The sequence below is a fragment of the Psychrobacter sp. PL19 genome (genome assembly GCF_017875835.1).
GTDB lineage: Bacteria > Pseudomonadota > Gammaproteobacteria > Pseudomonadales > Moraxellaceae > Psychrobacter.
In genome coordinates this window covers 42,661-67,102 of the sequence record NZ_JAGING010000001.1, presented here as the reverse complement: position 1 = coordinate 67,102, position 24,442 = coordinate 42,661, and the positions used below count along the sequence as shown (strand labels likewise).

18 protein-coding genes and 2 tRNA genes are annotated in these 24,442 nt (G+C 43.0%); 10 read left to right on the top strand and 10 right to left on the bottom strand.

Translation table 11 applies throughout. The features are described 5' to 3' along the window. Nucleotides 1-213 precede the first annotated feature (213 nt). On the top strand, nucleotides 214-843 hold the full coding sequence (locus tag H4W00_RS00265; protein ID WP_209955334.1) for a BLUF domain-containing protein: 630 nt from the start codon (nucleotides 214-216) through the stop codon (nucleotides 841-843). A 93-nt stretch (nucleotides 844-936) separates the two neighbouring features. Here the strand turns inward: H4W00_RS00265 and H4W00_RS00260 are convergent, their stop codons facing one another. Continuing rightward, nucleotides 937-2,400, bottom strand: a complete 1,464-nt coding sequence (locus H4W00_RS00260) for an FAD-binding oxidoreductase (protein WP_209955332.1) — start codon at nucleotides 2,398-2,400, stop codon at nucleotides 937-939. A gap of 578 nt (nucleotides 2,401-2,978) precedes the next feature. Between H4W00_RS00260 and serA the strand changes: the two genes are divergently transcribed. Together serA and uraH are read left to right on the top strand one after the other, a co-directional pair. After that, entirely contained in the window at nucleotides 2,979-4,211 is a 1,233-nt protein-coding gene (gene serA, locus H4W00_RS00255; protein ID WP_334684978.1) for a phosphoglycerate dehydrogenase, read from the top strand. A 298-nt stretch (nucleotides 4,212-4,509) separates the two neighbouring features. Next, nucleotides 4,510-4,938 (top strand): hydroxyisourate hydrolase, encoded by a 429-nt coding sequence (uraH, locus tag H4W00_RS00250; protein WP_209955329.1) that lies wholly within the window; start codon nucleotides 4,510-4,512, stop codon nucleotides 4,936-4,938. A 199-nt stretch (nucleotides 4,939-5,137) separates the two neighbouring features. Here uraH and trhO read toward each other — a convergent pair whose 3' ends face one another. The 4 genes from trhO to metX all read right to left on the bottom strand — a co-directional run bounded on the left by trhO (nucleotide 5,138) and on the right by metX (nucleotide 9,646). Next, nucleotides 5,138-6,196, bottom strand: coding sequence for an oxygen-dependent tRNA uridine(34) hydroxylase TrhO (trhO, locus tag H4W00_RS00245; RefSeq protein ID WP_209955326.1), 1,059 nt, complete (start codon nucleotides 6,194-6,196; stop codon nucleotides 5,138-5,140). 445 nt (nucleotides 6,197-6,641) lie between these two features. Then, nucleotides 6,642-7,223: a tetratricopeptide repeat protein gene (locus tag H4W00_RS00240; protein ID WP_209955324.1), complete on the bottom strand. Its 582-nt coding sequence runs from the start codon at nucleotides 7,221-7,223 to the stop codon at nucleotides 6,642-6,644. 405 nt (nucleotides 7,224-7,628) lie between these two features. Beyond that, a complete protein-coding gene (gene metW, locus H4W00_RS00235) occupies nucleotides 7,629-8,246 on the bottom strand; it encodes a methionine biosynthesis protein MetW (protein WP_209955322.1) in 618 nt (205 codons plus the stop codon). Further along, entirely contained in the window at nucleotides 8,243-9,646 is a 1,404-nt protein-coding gene (gene metX, locus H4W00_RS00230) for a homoserine O-acetyltransferase MetX (protein ID WP_334684977.1), read from the bottom strand. The genes metW and metX overlap by 4 nt, the downstream gene beginning before the upstream one ends. 584 nt (nucleotides 9,647-10,230) lie before the next feature. On the opposite strand from metX, the gene hemH reads away from it, so the two are divergent. Next, a complete protein-coding gene (hemH, locus tag H4W00_RS00225) occupies nucleotides 10,231-11,250 on the top strand; it encodes a ferrochelatase (protein ID WP_209955318.1) in 1,020 nt (339 codons plus the stop codon). 135 nt (nucleotides 11,251-11,385) lie between these two features. Here hemH and H4W00_RS00220 read toward each other — a convergent pair whose 3' ends face one another. The 5 genes from H4W00_RS00220 to H4W00_RS00200 form a co-directional block, all read right to left on the bottom strand. Next, nucleotides 11,386-11,703 carry a hypothetical protein gene (locus tag H4W00_RS00220; protein WP_209955316.1) on the bottom strand — a complete coding sequence of 106 codons (318 nt, stop codon included), beginning with the start codon at nucleotides 11,701-11,703 and terminating at the stop codon, nucleotides 11,386-11,388. A 66-nt stretch (nucleotides 11,704-11,769) separates the two neighbouring features. Continuing rightward, nucleotides 11,770-12,570, bottom strand: coding sequence for an SDR family oxidoreductase (locus H4W00_RS00215; protein ID WP_209955314.1), 801 nt, complete (start codon nucleotides 12,568-12,570; stop codon nucleotides 11,770-11,772). A 176-nt stretch (nucleotides 12,571-12,746) separates the two neighbouring features. Beyond that, on the bottom strand, nucleotides 12,747-13,322 hold the full coding sequence (locus H4W00_RS00210) for a hypothetical protein (protein WP_327192773.1): 576 nt from the start codon (nucleotides 13,320-13,322) through the stop codon (nucleotides 12,747-12,749). 416 nt (nucleotides 13,323-13,738) lie between these two features. Beyond that, entirely contained in the window at nucleotides 13,739-16,627 is a 2,889-nt protein-coding gene (gene polA / locus H4W00_RS00205) for a DNA polymerase I (protein WP_442966450.1), read from the bottom strand. A 317-nt stretch (nucleotides 16,628-16,944) separates the two neighbouring features. Next, nucleotides 16,945-17,358 (bottom strand): organic hydroperoxide resistance protein, encoded by a 414-nt coding sequence (locus H4W00_RS00200; protein WP_209955310.1) that lies wholly within the window; start codon nucleotides 17,356-17,358, stop codon nucleotides 16,945-16,947. Nucleotides 17,359-17,720: 362 nt separating this feature from the next. Here H4W00_RS00200 and H4W00_RS00195 point away from each other — a divergent pair, with 362 nt between their 5' ends. The 6 genes from H4W00_RS00195 (at nucleotide 17,721) to H4W00_RS00170 (ending at nucleotide 24,388) form a co-directional block, all read left to right on the top strand. Next, nucleotides 17,721-19,343 carry a peptide chain release factor 3 gene (locus H4W00_RS00195; RefSeq protein ID WP_209955307.1) on the top strand — a complete coding sequence of 541 codons (1,623 nt, stop codon included), beginning with the start codon at nucleotides 17,721-17,723 and terminating at the stop codon, nucleotides 19,341-19,343. Between the two features lie 272 nt (nucleotides 19,344-19,615). Then, a complete protein-coding gene (locus tag H4W00_RS00190) occupies nucleotides 19,616-20,455 on the top strand; it encodes an RsiV family protein (RefSeq protein WP_334684825.1) in 840 nt (279 codons plus the stop codon). Nucleotides 20,456-20,615: 160 nt separating this feature from the next. Next, nucleotides 20,616-22,028 (top strand): FHA domain-containing protein, encoded by a 1,413-nt coding sequence (locus tag H4W00_RS00185; RefSeq protein ID WP_209955303.1) that lies wholly within the window; start codon nucleotides 20,616-20,618, stop codon nucleotides 22,026-22,028. Between the two features lie 437 nt (nucleotides 22,029-22,465). Continuing rightward, nucleotides 22,466-23,962: an anthranilate synthase component I gene (trpE, locus tag H4W00_RS00180; RefSeq protein WP_209955301.1), complete on the top strand. Its 1,497-nt coding sequence runs from the start codon at nucleotides 22,466-22,468 to the stop codon at nucleotides 23,960-23,962. Between the two features lie 181 nt (nucleotides 23,963-24,143). Further along, nucleotides 24,144-24,219 (top strand) — tRNA-Thr (locus H4W00_RS00175). An 85-nt stretch (nucleotides 24,220-24,304) separates the two neighbouring features. Further along, a tRNA-Tyr gene (locus H4W00_RS00170) sits at nucleotides 24,305-24,388 on the top strand. Nucleotides 24,389-24,442: the final 54 nt, after the last annotated feature.

Below are 24,442 nucleotides of genomic sequence, written 5' to 3'. Positions count from 1 at the left end.
TCATAACAATCTCATCCATTAATAAAAGCGTAACGTGGTAAGCGTTTGCTACCATTTTGTGAGTGACTAACCATGTCACTAGTTTTGCAATGCCCTGATTTAGTAATAAACGTTGTATGGTTGATAACTTAATTGTCTTGGATATAAGCTATTGCTTATATTTATCTGGGTTTATGAGTCGCATGTTGCCGCTATTTCTAGGATTATCTTACTATGCCTCTACATCATATTGATATGGTCAAAACTTTAGAAAAAATAGAAGAGTCAGCAATGATTCGACTGGTCTATATTAGTAGTCTGACCCTAAAGGGACGAATGAGTGCGTCAATGTTCGAGCAAGTAGAAAAGAGTGCTAGCGCCTATAATCAGCAGCGTGATATTACGGGTATTTTATGTTATGGCAATGGCAACTTCTTGCAGTGTATTGAGGGTAATAAAGCACAAGTCATCGCCTTACAACGGCGTATTTCTTTAGATAATCGCCACAAAAATATCAAAGTGTTATTATTAAAAGAGATCGATCAGCACACATTCCGTGATTGGCGGATGCGCTTATTATTTTTAGAGCGTTGGCTGTGGTCTCCTGCTACTAAGCAACAAGTTGCTCAGTTATCACCATTTTTACCGTTTACCCCCCACAGCTGGACACCTGAGCGTGCTGAACAGTTCTTACAAGTCATTAATACCCTGAATACCCCGCCCCACATTAAAGTCGCTGGTATTACTTATAATGCGTTAGGTAATATGTTTCGTCATATTGCTGCCCCGCATCAAGCGTTTTTGATTGTTCAAGGGGTTCTCAGTCTGCTGATTGTCGTGGCCTTGCTATTGTTGTTTTTATAAGCGCTTGCTAAGCTATCTATAGCTGCAAAAAGCTTATACCAGCAGTACCGTCGCGTTTTAAGGTATTTTAACTATACTTGTTTAACAGGTTATTTACATGTCAAAAATCTTACCCCGGTTCATAATATTATTAGGATCGAAGACTTTTTTAATCTCCTTCAAGTACTCAATCTCGGTCGCACTGCGACTATAGTGTAGATAGGGCTTTTTGGTCATGCCCACGCCATGCTCGGCTGATACTGAGCCACCATATTTTTGCACGATCTCAAACACATACTTATTGACCACCTGACATTCTGTAAAGAATTGGTCTTTGTCCATGTTTTCGGGTTTTAGAATGTTCAGATGCAAATTACCATCGCCAATATGACCGAACCAACAAACTTCAAAGTCAGGGTAATTGCTGCTGACAATATGATCAATCTCATCAATAAAATCAGGCACGTGACTGATCAGCACTGAGACATCATTCTTATAGGGGGTGAATGCCGAAATGGTCTCTGAAATATACTCGCGTAGCTTCCAGAGCTCTCGTGCTTGCGCGATACTTTGACTCATAACCCCGTCAACCACCCAGCCTTGTTCCATACAGTGCTCGAATATCGCCATGGCCTTGTCCATAATCGGCTCATACGGCGTCTCAAACTCCAATAAGGTGTAAAACTTGGTGCGTGAGGCGAATGGTTCTTGCACTTGACCGTGCGCCATTAATTTATCAATGGCGATACTGTCAAAAAACTCAAAGGCAGTCAGGTCAATTTGAGCTTGAAAGGCAGACAGCACATTCATGACATCGGTAAAGTTATCCATGCCCAGTACCATCACCGTCAAGTCTTGCGGTGGACGCTCAAGTTTAATCTGTGCATGGGTGACTAGACCGAGCGTGCCTTCACTACCGATAAACAGCTGACGCAAATCATAACCAGTCGCATTTTTGACCATACCGCGGTTGAGGTTCAAGATATCGCCCTTACCAGTCACCACGGTCAGTCCCATAATCCATTGACGGGTCATACCGTAACGGATGACTTTGATACCGCCTGCATTGGTACCGATATTACCACCCATTTGGCTTGAGCCTGCTGAGGCAAAATCGACGGGATAATATAGGTCTTTGGATTCAGCGAACTGTTGAAGCTGCTGGGTCACGACCCCGGCTTCAACTTCTACCAATCGGTCAGCAGGATAAAAGGTACCGATATGGTTCATTTTATCCATGCTGACTACAATCTCGCCATTGGCCGCTACTGCGCCCGCAGACAAGCCCGTCCGACCACCGCTTGGGGTCAGTACCACATTATGCTCATTGGCCAGTAGTACTAATGCTTGTACTTGCTCGGTGGTTTTTGGGAAGACAATCGCAGCAGGAGCAGGTGCAAAATGTTTGGTCCAATCCTTGCCCCAGTGCTCTAAGCTTTTGGCATCCATTTTGATTTGGGTGGCGTCAAAGTGATGGTTATTAATAAGTGTGCTTAAGATAGCGTCGACAGCAGCGGTATCAATGTTGGCATTAGCGACCAGCGTTTCTGATGCGGTCACGGCTTCTGATGCGGTCATAGTAGTCTCGATTCTTTAATTTGAAACAATAGATGAGGGAGTAGGTAAGAGCGGCTCATAAGTAAGGCAGCTATAGTTGATTGACTATAATACTGCTACAGAGTCAATGTCGCTAACCATATGGATACATGGTCTGCGTTTGGTATGTGGCTTGCGTTTTTCTTGCTCGCTGTGCCTAGGCAGACAGAGGCTGCAAAAATCTTATACCAGCAGTACTGTCGCGTTTTTAAGGTATTTTAACTATAGATAATAAAATATCAGCGCATCACTATTTTTTTGTTCTCTATAAGCAGAATAACCGAGCTTTATGGTCGGTTATTATAGCTGATAGCTATAATGGTCTCATGAGTTATAAAGTAGTTTAAGGTCAATATTAGCACATTGTTCGCTGTTATTTGGCATAGGATAATCACCAGCGAGTTTATCATAGTATAAAATAGTAACTATTTATTTAGGTCTACTTATTTAGGCCTGCGCTCTAACATCGGCGCTGAATTTTGTGTAAGATGATCGAATTGTTTTCGTTTCAGGTTCAATTTCACTCATAGCACACTATTTATAAAATAGTTATAGGGCAGATTTCAATGGCGTTATCATTACAAAAAGATAAAATCCGGTTTTTATTGCTTGAGGGTTTACACGAAAATGCCCTAAAAATATTGAAAAACGCGGGCTACAATAATATCGAGAATCTCAGCCATGCGCTAGATCAAGATGAGCTGATCGAAAAGATTAAAGACGCTCATTTTATTGGTATCCGCTCACGTACCCAGCTGACCCGTGAAGTGCTTGAACATGCTGACAAGCTCATTGGTATTGGTTGTTTCTGTATTGGTACCAACCAAGTCGATTTGGAAGCGGCCCGTGAGTTCGGTATTCCGGTCTTTAACGCCCCGTTTTCAAACACTCGTTCAGTCGCTGAGCTAGTATTAGCCGAAGCCATCATGTTATATCGCGGTATCCCTGAAAAGAACGCCACTGTCCATCGCGGTGGTTGGGGTAAGTCTGCCAAAAACGCTCACGAAGTGCGCGGCAAAACGATCGGTATCGTCGGTTATGGTTCTATTGGTTCACAGCTGTCGGTACTGTCCGAAAGCTTCGGTATGAAAGTTATTTATCATGACGTCGTGACCAAGCTACCATTAGGTAACGCTTATCAAGTCGGTAGTTTAGATGAGCTGTTGTCACAAGCAGATATCGTCACGTTACACGTTCCTGAAGTGGCCAGCACTCGCTATATGATGAAAGCGGCGCAGTTCGCGCAGATGAAAGAGGGCAGCTATTTTATCAATGCCGCACGCGGTACGTGTGTTGATATTGATGATCTGGCGGCTGTACTTGAGTCTGGTCAAGTCTTAGGCGCGGCAATTGACGTCTTTCCCAAAGAGCCAAAATCTGCTGACCAAGAGTTTGAATCCCCGCTACGTAAGTTTGATAATGTCATCTTGACCCCGCACATCGGGGGCTCAACTCAAGAAGCACAAGCCAATATCGGCTTTGAAGTAGCAGAGAAGTTCGTTAGATATTCTGACCAAGGCGATACCATCACAGCGGTGAACTTCCCAGAAGTTGCGATTCCGTTTAAAGAAGGGACTCATCGTCTGCTACACATTCATAGAAACGTACCAGGCGTATTGTCACAAGTTAACCGTTTATTCGCTGAGGCGCATATCAATGTCTTAGCGCAAAGCTTGATGACTGAAGGCGGTGTGGGTTATTTGATGATGGACGTGGATTATCATGATTCCGATGCTGCTATTGATCAGCTTAAAGATGTGGAAGAGACTATTCGCTTACGTATTTTGTTTTAAATTAGCGCTTAAGCGTTAACCTTAACTAATGATCTGTATCAGCAACCCTAGTTCGTATCATAACTAATAGCAGGCAGTTTTTAAAATTGCCTGCTATTTTTTATCACTTAAATGGTGTTTATTTGAGCATTGCTACATATAGTATACTTTTTGCTATATAAGTTAACATTTCCTTCATTGTAAGATTGGTTTGATAATCTATACTACACAGCTGAAGACCATTATCGATGTCAACTTAACGATTTTATAGTAATGTTAATCAGTATGTTTTACTGTTTTTTAATTTAAAGGACGTTTTATGAAAATGAATATAATGAAAGCAGCAGCACTCGGTGGCGCATTGGCCATGACTGCGACTGCCAGCTATGCTGCTGACCAAGATGCTTATCAACTGTCGAGCCATATTCTCGATATTAGCACTGGCAAGCCTGCACCAGACGTGAATGTCCGTTTGATGCAGCAGCAAATTAATGGCAGTTGGAAGTTGTTAGATACCCAGAAGACTGGAGCAAATGGTCGTATCGGTGAATTTTTACCGAACGAAGGTAATATTGATAATGACGGTACTTATAAGCTTATCTTTGAAACCACGCCATACTTCCGTAATCAAGGTTTGGAATCATTTTACCCCTATGTTGAAGTGAACTTTAACGTCAAAGGTGATAACCATTACCATGTACCAATCACTTTATCTCCATACGGCTATAGCACCTATCGTGGTAGCTAAGCACTACTGAGTAAGTGAACATAAAAAAGAGCCGCTCTATTTATTTATAGCGCGGCTCTTTTTTATGGGTGGTAGTTTATAATTAGGGTTCAGTTAAGCACTGTGACCATAGCAATGGGCTAAAGCGCGCTTGACTCTATGATTCGCAAACCTTCAAAGTTGCTCAAAAATATCCATAGCAATTGTAATGTCTCGTAAGCTACCTTGATTTAGCATCCGCTTTGCGGCGAGCTTCAGTCTTAGCCGCTTTGCGTTTTTCAATGACATCAATCACTTCACCACCAATATGTACTTCACCACGTTTTATCGCGAAATGCATTTGACGCTCACGCTCGCGAAACCGTGCCTTTTGCTCGTCAGTGGCTTTACCAATACAATGTGGGCAGGACTCACCTTTGATATAAGCGGCGCTTTGTTGATCCGCTGCTGTGATAGGCATACGGCAAGCAAAGCATTGCTCGTACTCACCCTTTTCTAGGTTGTGATTGACCGAAACCCGGTTATCAAAAACGAAGCAGTCGCCTTGCCACATGGACTCATCGCTAGGGACTTCTTCTAGGTATTTTAGGATGCCACCCTCTAAGTGGTAGACTTCTTCAAAGCCTTGTTGGCGCATAAATGCCGTTGACTTCTCACAGCGAATACCGCCAGTGCAGAACATCGCCACTTTTTTATGCTTGCTGGGATCCAGCTCTTTTGCGACATAGTCTGGGAACTCACGGAAGGTTTCTGTTTTCGGATTGACCGCATTTTGAAAGGTGCCAATTTGTACTTCATAATCATTACGGGTATCGATAAGAAGCACTTCAGGATCTGAGATCAGTGCGTTCCAATCGCTTGGCTTGACATAGCGGCCAGCTGATTGTAGCGGGTCAATATTCTCCACGCCCATGGTGACGATTTCTTTTTTCAGCTTCACTTTGGTGCGATAAAAGGGCTGCTCATCAGTATAGGATTCTTTGGACAGCAGGCTACCAATCGCTTCAATAGTACGTAGGTAGTCAAGGACATTATCAACCCCTTGACGGGTACCAGAAATCGTACCGTTAACCCCTTCAGCCGCGATTAATAAGGTACCCTTCACTTCACTATTGAGCATAGTGTTTAAGAGGGGCTCGCGGTATTGCTTAAAGTCAGCCCAGCGCGTGAATTTATAAAGCGCAGCGACTACAATGTTATTGGTTTCGCTGTCGTATTCGGTGGCATGGGTAGGTGTGCTAGCCACTTTGGCTGGCGTATTTACTTGGGTACTACTCATTACTCTCTCCTGCTGGCTAAGTCGTAAACCTAGTGCATCGGGTTAAAAAGGTTTCTTTATTTAAAGAAGGGTCAATAACATTGGCATAAATGTGGAATTGGCCAAATGCTGGCGCAGTGTAGCAAATTAAGCCTCATTTTTGAATGTTTTATGAGGATTAAAAAACTTTATGGAACTCTTCATGGAATTGTAATTACTTCTGTCTAGCAATAGCGCAGTACTATTAGGATGAATTTTTTGCAGCCTCTGTCACGCCTGCGAACAGCACGTAAGAAAAGTTTATGCTATTAGCACGTGGCCACAAGTCACTCTTTCCTATATTGAATCAACTTTATAACCTAGTGAAATCAAAGTTATTAAAAACAGGCAATAAAAAAATCCAGCAAATAAGCTGGATTTTTTACCATTAAGCTAAGACTGCATCTTACTTACTGACTTATCTAACTTACTTACTCTGAAACCAACGATCTGCTTGGCTACGAGCGTTGGCGATGTCTGAGCTTGACAAGTTCAATGCCAATTGACCAATTTTGCCACGAGCTTTGCTACGTACTTTTTCGTCTAACATACCATCACGGGCAGCCAGGTCATACCATTTATAGGCATCAACTAGATTCTTTTGCTTTTCATCCAACAATGCAAGCGTATAGCTGGCACGGTTATCACCGCGCATCGCAGCTTTTTCTAACCAAACACGAGCTTGTTGTAAGTTTGGCTTGACGCCTTCACCGCGCAAATACATGATAGCAAGGTTAAGCTGGGCAGGAGCGACGCCTTGTTGTGCAGCTTTGGTATACCACTGAATCGCTTGCTGAGTATTTTGAGCGATACCTTGGCCTTTTTGTAAGCGCTTGGCTAGATAAAACTGTGCATGATCGCTACCTTGGGCGGCGCGGGCGGACAACTCACTGACTGGCATAAGCTCAAAACGTGAGGTATCAAGCGGTATATTGGCGGTTAATTCAGCGTTTGCTAGTCCAGCACAAGAAAATAGGGCAGTGAACAAGGCAGCTTTTAATAATTTCATAGCAGCTCCAAAATTAGGCAGTCGATAAGCAATGGATAAAGTTACACCATAAAAATAAGGTTTTTATATGGCAATAACCATTAAGTCAGGCGTTGCAATATTAACTTACCTAAGTATTAGCAGTTTTAAAGTATTTTACGCTAACTCAACAGATAAGTGGTTGTAATAAGGGCGTCTTTGACAACACTTTGCTAGCTTACCACCCAAACTTACGAAACTCAAATACTAATTACCCAGTTTGACATCGGTGTCACCAATATAGTCAGTAACAAAATCATGTAGTTACGAAGTGGTGATAAAAATTGCATGTCAAGCGAAGAATAAGTAAAGTATTCACTACATCCAAATCCTATTTCAAGCTGGATTTAAAACGCAATAGCAACCACCGCTCAGCGAAAAATAATGTTAAGTCGATCTGCGCTTAGTAACCCGATAAATCGCCACATCTGCTAATAAATTAGGCGCTTGCCGTATCAATGCCGTCATTAGAGGCGAATGACCTTTATCAGAGTCACTCACAGCGAAGCGATTAATAATATGAATGTCATGCTGTGCACATAGCTTTTCAAAATCTTTAAAGGTACACAAATGGATATTTGGGGTGTTATACCACTCATAGGGCAACGCTTCTGAAACCGGCATTATGCCTTTGAGCCCCAAATGAACACGGTTTTGCCAATGGGCAAAATTAGGGAAAGTGATAACGGCTTCGCGTGCCACTCGTAGCATATCGAGCAGTAGTACATCAGGCGCCTTGACTGCTTGTAGCGCGCGCGCCATTATCACGGTATCAAAGCTGTTATCAGCGAAGCGCTCTAGACCGTCATTAAGGTCTTGTTCAATGATAGATAGTCCCTTAGCAATACCATCATTAATCTTTTCCTCGTCAATCTCCAATCCGTAGCCAGTGACGCCGCTATTTTTTTGCAAGTGCGCGAGCAGCTCGCCATTACCACAGCCCAAGTCCAGCACATGTGACTGCGGGGCAATCCAACGCTCGGCCAATTGATAATCCATTCTCATGAGCGCTCTCCTGTTGCTTGGCGGCTATCGGTAATAAATGGCGCTGTTAAAAAGCCTCTAACCGCGCCCATATAGCGTGGAATATCGAACAAAAACGAATCGTGACCGTGCGGCGCATCAACATTAATATAGCTGACTGGCTTGCCGGTCGCCATGAGGGCGTTGACAATCTCTTGGGAACGCTCCGGTGCAAAGCGCCAATCGGTAGTAAATGACACCACCAAATATTGGCATTGGGTGTGGGCAAATGCAGCCTTCAAGGCGGTGAGCTCATGGTGGCTGTAATCCTGGTCATCATTCATACTGGTTGTGGCAGTATCATATTCACTATCAGTGTTATGGCCAATAGCTTCTGATGACTCTGCCCATGACGATACTGATGATTTTGCTATTTTTTCTTCGGTTAGTGTTGATTGTTGTGTTGATTGTTGTGCTGATCGTTTTGCTGGCGATAGCTCAGCTGATTCACTTGGATAATCGCGCGTGGGATCAAAATAATCTAAAGCTTTGGTCATTAATAGATAAGTATTGGCATCGAAGTTTTCGCTAAAGCGTTCGCCTTGATAGCGCAAATAACTCTCAACCTGAAACTCCACATCATAGCCATACATAAACTTGCCCGACTTAAGATCGCGACCGAACTTTGCCTTCATCGCATCATCGGTCAAATAGGTAATATGGCCGACCATTCGCGCTAGGATGAGACCGCGCCGTGGATAAGTACCCGCTTGTAGATAGCGTCCATCTTTAAAGTCAGGATCAGATAAAATAGACTGCCGTGCGACTTCATTAAAGGCAATATTCTGTGCCGATAGTTTAGGGGTACAAGCAATAACCACGCAGCGCTTAAGCCGGTTTGGATAATCCACCGCCCATTGCAGCGCCTGCATACCACCCATCGAACCACCAACGATGGCATGCCAGACCTTAATATCTAAGCGATCTGATAACATCGCCTGCGTTTTGACCCAGTCTTTAATCGTTATTAAGGGAAAGTCGGGACCATAAGGGAGCGGGGTGTGGCCCTTTTTAGTGCTGTCGGTATTAACGCTATCGGTGTTAATGCTATCTGGATTAATCGTGGTCGGACCAGTAGAACCAAAGCAGCTGCCAATATTGTTGACACAAACCACAAAAAACTGGTTGGTATCGATGGCTTTATTTGGTCCAATCATATTGTCCCACCAACCTGCTTTTTTGTCATCGCTACTGTAGAAGCCAGCGGCATGATGGCTACCAGACAAGGCATGGCAAATCAATATTGCGTTCGAATGGTCGCTATTTAGCGTGCCATACGTCTCTACTATCAAATCAAACGAGGGCAGCGTACGGTTGCATTCTAAAGTCAACGGCTCAGCAAAGTGAAAAGTTTGGGGTGTGACTATACCGACTGAGCCGATTAAGCCAGACGAATCAGCAGAATCACCTGAGCCGGCTGAATTAGAGCTATCATTGGTGGAGTGGTCACTGGTAATATCAGGACGTGCGTTCAAGGCTACCTCGCAAAACAACAGTCATCAATAAAAATAAAAATAAAAATAAAAATAAAAATAAAAGCAAAAGCAAAAGCAAAACGGCAATATACCCTAAAGCTCTGCTCGCCTATTGTATGGCGATGCGCGTATGAGTACAACCTTCGCGCCAGTCTATTCTACAATACCCAAATAATTGTTCTACGATATGCCTTCAAAATCATTTCATTTGTTATTTTGAGGCACAATTAATTAACGGACTGCGTCTTTTGCGAGGCGCTTGTTGCCTCATAAGATGCTACACTAAAGGGGCTTAATAGTCGTATTATTTAACCAGCGTTTCTTCTATAATCTAATTATTATATTTTAACAATATTTGGTAGCTATTAACTGTGACTTAACAGAAAGTCACTTAAGTTCTTAACCTATTTCTCTATTTTAATAATATACTGAATAACATAATAGATCTCTTTATTCCCCATTTCTCATAACTACTTATAAGATTTGCCGCTATGAAACCTGACTTACCTCCACGTATTGCCGTCTTATTAATCAATCTTGGTACACCTGACGAGCCAACTGCACCTGCGGTAAGGCGTTATCTACGTCAGTTTTTATCAGACCAACGGGTAATCGAGCTTCCTAAGCTTGTATGGGCGGTTATTCTCAATTTATTCGTGTTGCCCAATCGTCCTAAGCGCGTGGCAAAAGCTTATGCCAGTATTTGGGATGGCGATTCGCCGATGCGCAAAATTCTCAATCAACAAGTTGAGATGTTGCAGCCGCGATTGGCTGAGCATGCGGAGCCATTTCGTGTGTCCGTCCATGCGGCGATGAGCTATGGTAATCCGGGTTTGCCTGAAGTTATGGACAAGCTACGTGCTGAGGGTGTTGATCACTTTGTGATGTTACCCTTATTTCCACAGTATTCAGCAACCTCAACGGGTGCCGTCTATGATGCGATTACTAAATGGACGCTCAAACAGCGTAACTTGCCCAACATTACGATAGTGAAAGACTACTTTGCCCATCCGCTATATATTAAGGCTTTAGCAGATAGCATTCGCCGCTTCCAAGCAGTAAATGGTAAACCTGACAAGTTGATGTTTAGCTTTCATGGTATTCCGCAGCCGTATATGGACAAAGGCGATCCGTATCCTAGACGTTGTAAATGTACCGCCGCGCAAGTGGCACATGAGCTAGGACTCAATGAAGATGAATGGATTATTAGTTTCCAGTCACGCTTTGGTAAGCAAGAATGGGTCAAGCCTTATACTGACGTCATACTAGATGAATGGGCCAAGTCTGGGGTAAAATCAGTCCAAATTCTCAGCCCTGCTTTCTCATCTGATTGTCTAGAAACTTTAGAAGAATTAGCGATTGAAAACCGTGAAAACTTCATTGAAGCGGGCGGCGAGGAGTATCACTATATCCCAGCACTTAACGCAGATGAAGCACACATAGACTTATTAGAAGCCATGAGTGCACCATTGGTAAAAGGTTGGGCAGGCACATTAGATGGTTGGGCATAAACCATTCTAACTATAGTCAATCACTAATCACTAATCACCAATTATTAAGCAGTAGCAGTACCGGACATTATGTCCGGTATTTTTTTGCCACCCTGATGCCAGTATTAAGCTTGATGCTGATAGTAGGTTGTTGGTTTATAGATCTTCAATATCACTGTGTTCTGCTGCATCTTTATCTGCAATATCAACAATAGTAGGATAGTCACTGTCATCTAAGTTGTCTTGGACCAATAGGTTTTCAGCGCTCGATTCATCGATATTTTGTCGATGCATTGGAGTGAGACCTTGGGTAGCATCACTACCTGCCTGTGAGTTATCAAACCCTGCACTGTTATCAATCACGTCATCATTGTCTATGGTATGCAGCATTGGGTTGTCCAAATCGACTTGCTGATTGTCATCGCCGTCAATACGATCCATCTCTTTAGGGAGGGGCGTTTTTGAGTTATCCATAAATAATTCCTTGGTGTTGTAGTTAAAAACAATTTTATTTCTTAAATTAGAGAATCCTTTTCTATTTTACTTTATTATTTCTTTCGCACCGACTCTACTGTTGACCCAGCGTAGCAGTGAATCGGGTGCGATTTGTGATAGATTTTGTAATACTTTTGCTGGCATGCCAATAGGGTAATGAGTCCGTGACAATTTTCGGTTGGGACGACAGCTGAGTTTACACATGGTCTTAGCAACATCTTCAACGGTTAAGTTGACGCCCAAGCGTTTGATACTTTCGATAGTCACGTCTTTGGTCATATCCGTTTTGACCCATAGCGGCATGACATCGATGACCTTAATACCAAGTTCAGCGTATTCAATATTTAGAGCTTCAGTTAGCCCACGTACGAAGAACTTACTGGCAGAATAAGTCGCAATTTCAGACTGACCATAAATGGCAGAAGCGGAGGATAGGTTAATAATTTTACCGTTTTTGGCATCTGCTAAATAAGGGGCTAGCTTGTGACAGCCAATAAGTACCCCTTTACAGTTGATATCAATCAAGGATAATTGCTTGTCTAAATCAGTCGTTGGTAGTACACCGCTATTTAGTATGCCGGCATTATTAATTAAGGTGTCGATACCCCCAAAGCTCTCAACCATATGCTCAATAGCCGTATCCCATGCTTCAGGCTCAGTAACATCGAGATGACCGTGGACAATACGCTTCTGTTTCAGTGCTTTTTTAAATACTTTATCATTAAGCGCCCGCTCAAGCTCAGCAGTGTCAATATCAAAAAGACCAACGCTATGACCTTTTGCGACTAGTCTTTTGGCAGTGGCGAGGCCAATACCGCGTGATGCGCCGGTGATTAATAGATTCATAATAGCTCACTTGATAGTTATTAATCATTATTAATAATGATTAGGTAGAGGTGCGGGGCCAGATGACAACATCCTTCTACTATTTGCTAATGTTGGTTCACCTGATTTAGAGAAAATAAGGGTAGTAGTAGCGATAGTTCGAGTGCTCCTATTACAGCAGCACCCCAACAGCCCTCTTATTTGTCGACTGAAATGCCTATTACTCGCCTTTCAAAATCCGCTAATGTAAAGGTCCACAAATAAATCAAAGCGACAATATAGATTATATTTTCAGCCAGTTCTTCGATGATGATACCCAAGGAATAGGGGAATATAATGGCATTTTCTCCCATATATTGAATGAGGGCTAAGACTATAACGCTAAGGTATAGGAATTTAGAAGTGTTCTTTAAAACGCTCCAAAAATAACGCCATGAGTAAGCCAATAAGCCAAGCATAACAACGATGATGACTAAGAGAACCATATCTTCCCACCAATCGTATGAATAACCTAAAAATATAAAGTCGGGTGGTACCATTGAGTCTGATAAATGGCTCAACTCTCTTCGAATAACACTAAAGAATACTAAAACGGATGCAAGCCAAAAACATCGCCCCTGTTTGAGGCGGCTTTGTACTGCATATTGCACACAACGCAGTATGCACAGCACTAAGACCATTGTCTCAATAATTTCGATGACGCCATTTTCAGTAAAAATGGGAATCTCCTGGTAAATAAAATAAAGACTAAAAAAATGAGCCCAAAGACTCACCCTAAATTGTAAGTCATCCTTGTGGAGCAGATTTACTTAACATTCGTCTATTATATTGCTGACCTTCGCAGTTTACTACTGCTTAATCTAAACCACGCCGACAAGGGAAAGCCAATAAAAAATATTGGCCTCACCATAAGCGATTATATCGTACTAATCAATTTTTCAAAGGTTAAGCCTTGATACTGATGTTACGTGGATGTTATTGGGTCATTATCAATACTCAATGATCAATACTCACGCCCAGTTTTTTACTTAGTGGCACTTTATGTTATTTTAAGGCTCAGCAGTTCCTCATAAACTAACCGGCACTACATCCTCGTAATGCTTGATAAAGCAGAATATCTTAACGACAGTTCAAATCTTTAGCCCTGCTTCAGTGCTACTTTGGCCTTGAAGGTAGCGCTATCTCGCTATTAGTGCGCCTCATCCCAATTGCTACCAATATCGGTCTCAACCAATAATGGTACAGCAAAATCAACTTGCCAGCCTTTTTCTGCTGCTGTCGTCAGCAACACATCTTGCATGGCATTTTTGACCAGCTGGCTAATCTCGTTAGCCTTATCGCTATCAACCTCAAACACCAACTCATCATGGACTTGCAGTAGCATCTTCGCCTGCGCCTTTGGCAGTACTTTATCGACGGCGATCATAGCCAGCTTGATAATATCTGCGGCTGAGCCCTGTAGTGGGGCGTTAATGGCCGCCCGTTCAGCCGCTTGCTTGACCATCCGGTTACTATGATTGATGTCAGGCGTGTATAGCTTACGACCTAGCAGGGTTTCGACATAGCCTTTTTCATGGGCACTAGCACGGGTATTTATCATATATTCTTTGACGCTTGGATAGCGAGCAAAATACATATCAATATAGTCTTGCGCCTCGCCGCGACTCATTTGTAATTGTTTGGCGAGTCCAAAAGCGCTCATGCCGTACAACAGCCCAAAGTTAATGGCTTTGGCATTACGGCGCTCAGTGCTGCTGACCTCATCCACCGCTTTGCCCAATACTTCAGCGGCAGTGGCAGTGTGAATATCCAGCCCGTCATTAAAGGCACGGGTTAAGGTGTCATCGCCTGAGAAGTGGGCCATGAGTCGCAATTCGATTTGCGAGTAATCGGCGGCTAAGATAACTCGACCTTCTGGCGCAATAAAAGCTTGGCGAATCAGGCGACCAGTTGCGGTACGAATTGGGATGTTTTGTAAATTGGGGTCAGTAGACGACAATCTGCCAGTACTGGTCAGCGCTTGATGATAGCTGGTATGAACGCGATCAGTCTCAGCATCGGCAACATTATCAAGCGCATCGGTATAAGTACTTTTAAGTTTCGCTAAGCTGCGATATTCCAAGACAATATCGGCCAGTGGGTGGTCAATCTTAGACAATACTGCCTCGCCCGTTGAGTATTGACCCGACTTGGTTTTTTTACCACCAATGACGCCCAGTTTATCAAACAGCATTTCCCCCAGCTGTTTAGGAGACCCTAAATTAAATTCTTCACCAGCCACGTCATAAGCGCGTTTCTCTAGGGCGATAATTTCTTCATCGAAGCGCTTTGATAACTCATTTAAAAAAGGACGCTTGATTAAGATGCCGTGTGCTTCCATTTGACACAGTATTTCGGCCACTGGAATCTCTAACTCATGTAGCAGCTTAAAGTTGTTTTCATCATCAGCAAGTTTTTTGCTAAAGATATCGAACAGCTGATAAGTAATATCAGCGTCTTCACAGGCGTAGTCGCTAGCAATATCAATAGCAACTTGATCAAAGCTGACTTGCTTCGCGCCTTTACCCGCGACATCTTCAAAAGTAATGGTCTGAGTCTGTAGATAATACCGCGCTAAGTCGTCCATACCGTGCCGGGTAATGGCCGCATTAATCACATAGCTGGCAAGCATGGTATCCATGGCCCAGTTATTTTTTGGCGGCTGCTTATTATTAACTGGCGCATGAATGGCACCAATCAGATTAATATCATAATGACTTAAAACGTGTGCATCATATTTGAGGTGTTGGCCGATTTTACCAATAGCTGGATTTTCCAATATGGGTTTTAAACGCGACAATACGATCTCAAGATCAAGCTGTTTAGCAGTCAGCTCATCACCCTCTAAACGGTGAGTGAGCGGAACGTAATAAGCTTCATGCGCTTGGGTCGCAAATGACAGTCCGACCAACTGAGCTTGACGCCAATAGACACTGGTGGTTTCAGTGTCGATAACAAAGTGCGGGGCTGCTTCTAATCGTTCAATTAAACTGTCAAAAGCGGGCATGTCTAAAATAGTATGCCAAGCCTTATCGTGATTTTTACTGTCTTTGACACTATCAATGCTGGTTGATTGCAATGATTTGGCGATTTGTGCTTGTGACTCTGCATTTGCTTGACTGTCTTTTACGCTGTGTGAGCCATTGGCAGGGTGATTTGGATGATCGAGTGAGGCCAGTTCGTTTTTAAATTCAAGCTCAGCATATAAGTCGCGCAGCTCATTAATATAGGCACAAGGGTCAGTGTTGATCTTTAGGTCGTCCCAATTGTGACCAATGTCTAAGTCGGTAACGATAGTGGCAAGCTGTGCATTTAACGGAATGTCATCGGCATGTTCGATTAAACCTTTGGCCCCACGGCCCTTAATAGTGGCGAGGTTTTGTAGCATATTGTCGATATTACCGTATTCATTCAGCAAGTCCATTGCCGTCTTCTTACCGATGCCTGGTACGCCTTTGATACCGTCAGACGAATCGCCCATTAGGGTGAGAAAATCGATCATTTGATCTGGCTTAATACCGAACTTATCGACTACCCCTTGGCTATCGGTTACTTTGCCCGTAAAGCTATCCTCTAAAATCACGCAACCATTGACCAGCTGCGCCATATCTTTATCACCGGTGGAGATGACGACATGATGACCTTCGGCAACCGCCCGGTAAGCAAGCGTGCCGATAATATCATCGGCTTCTGCGCCTTCAATACGTAATAGCGGAATCCCTAATGCTTTTACCAAGCTATGAAGATAAGGAATTTGTTGTGCCAGCTCAATATCCATCGGCGGGCGAGCGGCTTTATAATCTGTTGATAACTGATGGCGAAAAGTTGGTGCACGGGTATCAAAACAGACTGCCATATGGGTCGGATGATAGCGGCGCATCACCTTGAGTAGCGCATTTAATGTGCCGCGAATAGCGTTGGTATGCTGACCTTTAGTCGTCGTCATTGGTGGTAGGGCATGATAAGTACGAAACAGATAATAAGACCCATCGACCAGGATAAATGGCGGCTTGTCTTTATCCACGTGGCTGGTATCCATGGTCGCCACATTGGGCATGGTCTCAAAACTTGGTAAGGTATCAGGATTAAGAGCTAGGTGTGAGTTGTGGTCATTCTCAGTCATAAAGGTCACTTATCAGCTATCAGATAAAAAGATGGCTCTATTATAACGATAAAATCGGAGTGTGCCGAACTGCTGAACCGTTATGATGTGTAAGAATATAGGAAGCTGACATCAGACTGGTATAAAACCAGTATAAAACTGGCATAAAAAAAGAACCCAGCGTTGGCTGGGTTCTTTAGAATGGCATTTAATATTTTATTAGTTTGAGCGACTACTGCTCATTATCTTGGTATTTATTTGACTTCTGAGGTCACTTCAACATCGATATTACCGTGCGTGGCTTTAGAATATGGGCAGACTTCATTGGCCTTTTCGACTATTTTTTGGAACTCAGCCGCAGATAAATCTGTGCTTTCACCAATGATATGAAGTTTTACTGCGAGGTTATAGTCGTGATCATCACCTTGTAGCAAAGACACACTCGCCTCAGTGGTCGAGCCAAAACTGGCTTTTTCCATTTTTTTGACTACGCCTAGCGCGCCATCAAAGCAAGCTGCATAACCCATTGCGAATAGTTGTTCTGGATTGTTGCCATCTTCACTAGAGCCGGGTGCAACCATATTGATGGTCAGATTGCTGTCTTCGAGGCTCGCATGGCCGGTACGACCGCCAGTAACTGTTGCTTTTGTAGAATATAGTGTTTTCATAAGGTGTCCTTTTATATAAATAATTTATAGAGTGGCTTATAAAGAGTGCTTAAGGTATTTTAAAATTTGGGTTTGAATTGTACTTAACCTATCTAGCATAACAAATCATGAGTTTAACTTTACACAGCCCTAGTAAATATATAGTGGCTATTTGTAAGTAAACCTTACCAATAGCACAAGAGCCATACGATCCTTATATTATCAGCTTACCGTCGTTGCTGCCTTCTTTATAAAGCCTAGCAAAAATAGCATCTTGACCGTAAATCCGCTACAATATGCACACTAAAATCTTTCACATCTACTGTTATACCTTTTATTAAACCTTGCTTTTTCTTCCAAAATTTAATGATAAGTTATCCATTATGAGCGCAGATACCAAACTTTTAACCCCCAAGCTCTCAGCAACTAAGCTTGCCCGCGAAGTCGCTAAACGCCGTACCTTTGCCATCATCTCGCATCCTGATGCGGGTAAAACCACCATGACTGAAAAACTGCTGTTATGGGGACAAGCTATTCAGGTAGTAGGTGAAGTCAAAGGCCGTAAAACAGATCGCCACGCCACCTCAGATTGGATGAGTATGGAGCAAGAGCGTGGTATTTCCATTACCACCTCAGTCATGCAGTTTCCGTATCAAAAGCACATAGTCAACTTACTAGATACTCCCGGTCATGCTGACTTTAGTGAAGATACTTATCGCACCTTAACCGCCGTCGATAGTGCACTGATGATGGTTGACGGGGCCAAAGGCGTCGAAGAACGTACCATCAAACTGATGGAAGTTTGCCGGATGCGGGATACACCGATTATCTCGTTTGTAAACAAGCTCGATCGTCAAATTCGTGAACCGCTTGAATTACTAAGTGAGATTGAAGCGGTACTAAAAATTAAATGTATTCCTTTGACTTGGCCAATTGGTATGGGCCAAGACTTTATTGGGGTCTATCATCTCACCGAAAACAAAACCTACTTTTATCAAAAAGGTCATGGTGGCGAGATTGTCGATATCGAGACTCGTGACGGTTATGATTATCCTGATATCCGTGAGCGCTTGGGTGCGCTGATGTTTACTGCCTTTGAAGAGTCGCTTGAATTGGTACAAATGGCGCTGGAAGACTTTAGCGTTGAGGCATTCTTGGCGGGTGAGATGACACCGGTGCTATTTGGTACTGCATTAGGCAACTTTGGGGTCAATATGGTATTGGATACGCTGATAAAGTACTCACCACCACCACAAGCTCATCCTACCAATGAGCGTGACATTGCAGCTACCGAGACTGATTTTACTGGCTTTGTATTTAAGATTCAGGCCAATATGGATCCGCGTCATCGTGACCGCATCGCCTTTTTACGGGTGTGCTCAGGTAAATACGAAAAAGGTATGAAGATGAAGCATGTACGTCTTGGTAAAGATGTGCGTATCGCGGATGCGTTGACCTTTTTGGCAGGAGACCGTACGGCGTTAGAAGAGGCCTATCCAGGTGATATTATTGGTCTACATAACCACGGTACTATCTCTATCGGTGACAGTTTCACCGAAGGCGAAGAACTCAACTTTACCGGTATACCTCACTTTGCCCCAGAGCTGTTTCGCCGCGTTGTACTAAGAGATCCACTCAAATCTAAAGCCTTACAAAAAGGCTTGAAACAACTGAGTGAAGAGGGTGCCACGCAAGTTTTTATGCCGCAAATTAGTAACGACTTAGTCCTAGGTGCGATTGGGGTACTACAGTTTGAAGTAGTCGCGCATCGTCTAAAAGAAGAGTACAAGGTACAGTGTACCTTTGAGCCCGTGTCTATTGCTACGGTACGTTGGATTCATTGTGATGACGAAGTCGCTTTAGCCAAATTTAAGCGCAAAGCTCACGATCAGCTATCGCTTGATGGTGGTGGTTATTTAACTTATCTTGCCCCTTCACGCATTAACTTACAGCTGATGCAAGACCGTTATCCAGAAATTACCTTTAGTAATACCCGCGAGCATTAATATCAAAAATGTGCTTCTGTCATCTCAAGACTGTAACACTTATTTATTGTTATCTTCAAAAGACACGCTAGACGTGTCTTTTTTATTGTCTATGATTTCTGTTGTAAATAGCGCGCTGGTACTAATTTTGTAGCAATAGAAACGCCTTAACAAGACAAACAGTGTTCCAACAATACCCTGCAGTGGTTACGGTAGAATATTAATAAGAGTCATCTATTTATCGAAGAGCACATATGATAATAATAACTCAATCTTGCTTCACTAAGCGGTCTGTGACTCAGTCACTACCTAGTAAATCCAGCGGGTTGCACTTATTGACTGCCTTAGGTTGTGGCGTTTTACTTAGTACAGCAAGTTTACCTGCGAATGCCAGTAGCCTTATTAGCAGTAGTGACTATCTCGATTATGAGCTACCTGCAGAGTTGCAGGGACGTTGTATTGAGCGTGATAATTGTCCACAAATCGAGGTTAAGTATATCAAGACCAATCATGATTGGATAAATAACATCGTTAATGCGCGTATCAATCATGTGGCAGCGAATATCGCACAGACTAAATCTGTACTGATAGCGCCACCTATTAATCATAACCAAGTCAAAAAGTCATTAGATGATTTTGCCAGTGCTTCATTCATCGACCCACCAGAGGGCAGCACCTGGGGTTATAGCTTAACCATAGATCCAGAATATATCGGTCATGTACAAGATTTTGAGCTATTTAGAATTGATTCTTATGTCTTTACCGGTGGCGCGCATGGTATGCCCTATAGCGAATATTTAATATTCGACCCTAGTAGCAAAACACAAATTCAACTTGCAGATATGTTAGTACCTGCTAAGCAAGCACGTAAGAAATCACGTAAGAAAGCCCGTTTTAAAGCGTTGGCGTATGACGCTTATAAAACCTGGGTTAAAACGGTCGATGAGGATGCTGACGGCTACGAGAAAAACTGGCCTTTTACGCTCAGTGATAACGTCACCTTGACCGATAAGGGGGTTGATATTCGTTATCAGCATTATGATATTGGTCCCTATGCTTATGGTATGCCAGCTCTTAGCATTCCTTATGAGAAGCTGGGTGGAATAATCAAGCCTCATTTTATTCCTAAGTAAATATTAGATAAAAGCAATGTCCCTAGTCCCTATATCGTTTCATAGAACTACTAAGACAAAAGAGTCAGCTGATTTATTGAGCGTTTTGAACAGTAAGATAGCAACTAATGACAAAATTTTTTTGTAGTTGACTAAATATTAAACAATAAGGAGTGACCGCATGACGAACAATTTAGAAAATGGAAATATGACAACAGCAGACACGGAAGTAGCCGCAGCGGAAACCAATACTTGGCAACTGAATGCTTTAACAGCAGCACTTGGCGACCTGTCTTTAACAGTTAGTGATAGTTTGTCAGTGGGTCGTGGCAGCGATAAGGATGTGGTGCTAGGTAGCAAGCAAGTATCCCGCAATCACGCGTTACTGAGTGTCTCAAACGGCAAGCTATACCTAAAAGATTTGAACTCATCGAATGGTACTTTTATTAACGAAGAACGTATTGAGAGTAATAAATCTGAGCAGGTAAAAGCTGATGATACCGTGGGATTTGCCAGTTTTTCCTTTCAAGTTATCGCACCGATGGCAACCGCTTTCGATACTGCTACTCGTTTAGAACAGCCAGTTGAAGACTCAATGAATCCTGAGCCCACAACCGTTGATACTCTACCTACCGTAGCCACTGACAACGAAATCACTGACAACGAAATCACTGACAACGAAATCATTAGTGAGGATGTTGAGGACAGCGAAACCGCTGCCGCTAGCGTTATCGCTGCTGAAAATGTTAATGCTGAAGTCATTAAGGATAAGGCTATAAGCCCTATTGCTGAGCCTGAGGTAATTGCAATAGTTGAGCCTACTGCTTTAGTTACTCCAGCGACAGTTGATCCAGTTGTTACAAATAACACAGCCAATGCTAATGACGTGATGACCGATACTGTAAAAGACGATAGCGAAAAAGACGATACTGTAAAAGACGATACTGTAAAAGACATGACCGATGCAAGCCAAACAGAGGAGCCAGTGGTAAAAGAAACCATAATAGCAGAGGTGCTATCTTCTACGGCCAGTAGTTCAAATACATCAGCACCGGCCATCGCTGATGTAGAGTCGGAGCCGACTATCAGTTCAGCATCAATGCCAAGTACGGCAGCCGAGCAGGAGACAGTGATTTCAACTGATATTTCTAAAGAACCAGCAAGTACAGAGCCGCTGAATAACGAATCACTAAATAACGAATCACTAAATAAAGAAACTGGGGTAAATGAGCCAGTAACCAGTGAACCACTAGTGAAAGAGCCGACGGTTCATCAAGAGCCAGCTCCGCATAAACAGCCAATAGTTACGCCAGAGCACGATAAAACTACCAAGACTGCATTACAAGAAGAAGCTGACCCTGATATATTGCGTGCCAGGCAAGCGGCAACTGGGCAATTAACAGGCACGGCTAATTTAGGTCGAGCTCGTGATATTGGTACTGAAGGCAACAATGCCCTAGATCAAGCCACTAACAATTCTACTAATGCTGAACAGGTTGAGACCAAATCTAGTGGCGGTTGGTTTATTTGGGTACTCGTCGCTGTCGTCATCATTGGCTTAGCATTATGGCTATTTAATATGGGCGGTGCCTAACTGCTAGCTTGGACATAATACTAATCTCTGAAATATGCAGCCAGCTTATGAGTATTACTTTAAGGGTAATATAGTCAATGAAAAGTAATATCGGTACATAACTTACTGCTGGCATACGTTTTTCTTGCTTGCTGTGCCTACACAGACAGAGGCTGCAAAAAGCTTATACCAGCAGTGCCGTCGCGTTTTTAAGGTATTTTAATTATATATCATAAAGACTGGATATCATAAAGACTGGCCGCATTCTAATTTACAAACTGAATAGTTAGCCTAAATGATAATAACCTCAGTCAGTTTTGTTATACTGAGCTGCTGATTTTCGGCGGCTCTTGTCACTTTCTAATAGCGCCTCATATTCATCAGGATATTGAAGCGCTATTTTCATTATCTTTCCTGTAACTCCCATCTTTTGCCATTGGGCTAAGAGACTATCTACTATGATGACCTTTGAAGAATATCAAGCCTTTGAAAAGCGTGGCTTTAGTCATGCACCACTGATTAAAAAACGCTTAATGGATGCTCAGACTCCAGTATCTGTGTTTTCCAAAGTACGGGACTTGAGTGGTTCAGCGTACTTATTTGAGTCAGTAGTGGGCGGAGAGCGTTGGGCGCGATATTCGATGATTGGTTTGGGCAGTGATCTAATTTTGCAATATTCAGATGGCAACATGACTATTAAAAAAGACGATCATATTGATATCAATGCGGTTGATGATCCGTTTGATTACATCCGTAAGCTGATGGCAGGTTATAAAATGCCAACAGTAGACGATATAGCGGCGTTACCAACTTTTAGTGGCGGACTAGTCGGTTATTTTGGTTATGACATGGTGCGCGTTATAGAGCCAAGTGTCGGGCTGTCTGACGCGCCCAATCCGATGTCATTGCCTGATATGTGGTTGATGCTATCGATGAGTGTGATTGTTTTTGATAATTTAGAAAATACCTTATCCATCATCGTTTATGCTGACTGCAATGATGAAGATGGCTACGGAGCCGCGATTCGTGAGCTGGAAAAAATCGAAGACAAGCTTGCTGAAATGCCAGACTTAAGTGCACCAATTATGCCAACCCCCAAGTTTGTGTCGCAAACGGGACAAAAAAAATACTGTGCTGATGTCAATAAAATCAAGGATTACATTTTAGCAGGGGATGTGATGCAAGTCGTTCCTGCGCAGCGTCTGACTGCTGATTATACTGGCGACTCACTTGCTGTATATCGTGCGTTACGGTTTTTAAACCCGTCCCCTTATCTATTCTTGGTCCACGGTTATACCCTCGACGATCATAAACGCTTCGACATTATCGGGGCTTCTCCTGAGATATTGTCTCGCATCGAAAATGGTAAGGTTACTGTTCGTCCATTAGCAGGCACGCGCAAACGTGGCCAAGACGAAGCTGAGGATTTAGCGCTTGAAAAAGAGCTGCTCTCTGACAAAAAAGAAATCGCTGAACATTTAATGCTGATTGATTTAGGACGCAATGATATTGGCCGTGTCTGTGAATACGGTAGCGTTAAAGTCACGGAAAAAATGTTCATTGAGCGCTACTCACAAGTCATGCACATCGCCTCCAATGTCGAAGGTACGGTATTGGCTGATAAAGACGCGCTGGATGTCTTTTGTGCAACCTTTCCAGCAGGCACGCTCTCAGGGGCACCCAAAATTCGCGCCATGCAAATTATTGATGAAGTTGAACCCGTACGTCGTACGGTATTTGGTGGTTCAGTCGGTTATCTAGGCTGGCATGGCAACATGGATACCGCTATTGCCATTCGAACCGCAGTCATGCGCCGTGGTAAGATACATATCCAAGCGGGTGCTGGGGTGGTCGCTGACTCGGTTCCAGAAGCGGAATGGGATGAGACTAACAAAAAGGCCTTGGCCTTGGTTAAAGCGGTGAAAATGGCCTGCGATGGCTTGCGTATCCGCTAAGAATAATTGATTGTATAAGTTATAGGCAGGCACTGTTAAAAATACCAGCGCTTTATGCTTATAAAAATGGTAATACAATCAGATGTTTAAAGTTTTTTATTAAAATAATCATAAAAATACGAGGATAGGGGTTGCGCTTTGTCAAATATTTGATAGAATAGCCACCACTTTGAGAGAACAAGCCGACTTAGCTCAGTTGGTAGAGCAACGCACTTGTAATGCGTAGGTCGCCAGTTCGAACCCGGCAGTCGGCACCATATCTCTCAAAGTCGCTTTTTTTAGAATTGCTTTAATTTCGATATATTTTTTGATTAAAAGTAACTTTTATCAAGAGCAACCTAAGGTGGGATTGGGGAGCGGTCAAACCCAACAGACTGTAAATCTGTCGCGAAAGCTTCGAAGGTTCGAATCCTTCTCCCACCACCATATTTTTCTAAAGTTTGTTATAGCGCCAAACATACTCTAAATCAGTTCAATGTA

What these genes read in the sequence shown, in the direction of transcription:
- H4W00_RS00265 (WP_209955334.1), top strand. Translation starts at nt 214, where the DNA reads ATGCCTCTACATCATATTGATATGGTCAAAACTTTAGAAAAAATAGAA.
- H4W00_RS00260 (WP_209955332.1), bottom strand. Translation starts at nt 2,400, where the DNA reads ATGACCGCATCAGAAGCCGTGACCGCATCAGAAACGCTGGTCGCTAAT.
- uraH (WP_209955329.1), top strand. Translation starts at nt 4,510, where the DNA reads ATGAAAATGAATATAATGAAAGCAGCAGCACTCGGTGGCGCATTGGCC.
- trhO (WP_209955326.1), bottom strand. Translation starts at nt 6,196, where the DNA reads ATGAGTAGTACCCAAGTAAATACGCCAGCCAAAGTGGCTAGCACACCT.
- H4W00_RS00240 (WP_209955324.1), bottom strand. Translation starts at nt 7,223, where the DNA reads ATGAAATTATTAAAAGCTGCCTTGTTCACTGCCCTATTTTCTTGTGCT.
- metW (WP_209955322.1), bottom strand. Translation starts at nt 8,246, where the DNA reads ATGAGAATGGATTATCAATTGGCCGAGCGTTGGATTGCCCCGCAGTCA.
- hemH (WP_209955318.1), top strand. Translation starts at nt 10,231, where the DNA reads ATGAAACCTGACTTACCTCCACGTATTGCCGTCTTATTAATCAATCTT.
- H4W00_RS00220 (WP_209955316.1), bottom strand. Translation starts at nt 11,703, where the DNA reads ATGGATAACTCAAAAACGCCCCTCCCTAAAGAGATGGATCGTATTGAC.
- H4W00_RS00215 (WP_209955314.1), bottom strand. Translation starts at nt 12,570, where the DNA reads ATGAATCTATTAATCACCGGCGCATCACGCGGTATTGGCCTCGCCACT.
- polA (WP_442966450.1), bottom strand. Translation starts at nt 16,627, where the DNA reads ATGGATACCAGCCACGTGGATAAAGACAAGCCGCCATTTATCCTGGTC.
- H4W00_RS00200 (WP_209955310.1), bottom strand. Translation starts at nt 17,358, where the DNA reads ATGAAAACACTATATTCTACAAAAGCAACAGTTACTGGCGGTCGTACC.
- H4W00_RS00195 (WP_209955307.1), top strand. Translation starts at nt 17,721, where the DNA reads ATGAGCGCAGATACCAAACTTTTAACCCCCAAGCTCTCAGCAACTAAG.
- H4W00_RS00185 (WP_209955303.1), top strand. Translation starts at nt 20,616, where the DNA reads ATGACGAACAATTTAGAAAATGGAAATATGACAACAGCAGACACGGAA.
- trpE (WP_209955301.1), top strand. Translation starts at nt 22,466, where the DNA reads ATGATGACCTTTGAAGAATATCAAGCCTTTGAAAAGCGTGGCTTTAGT.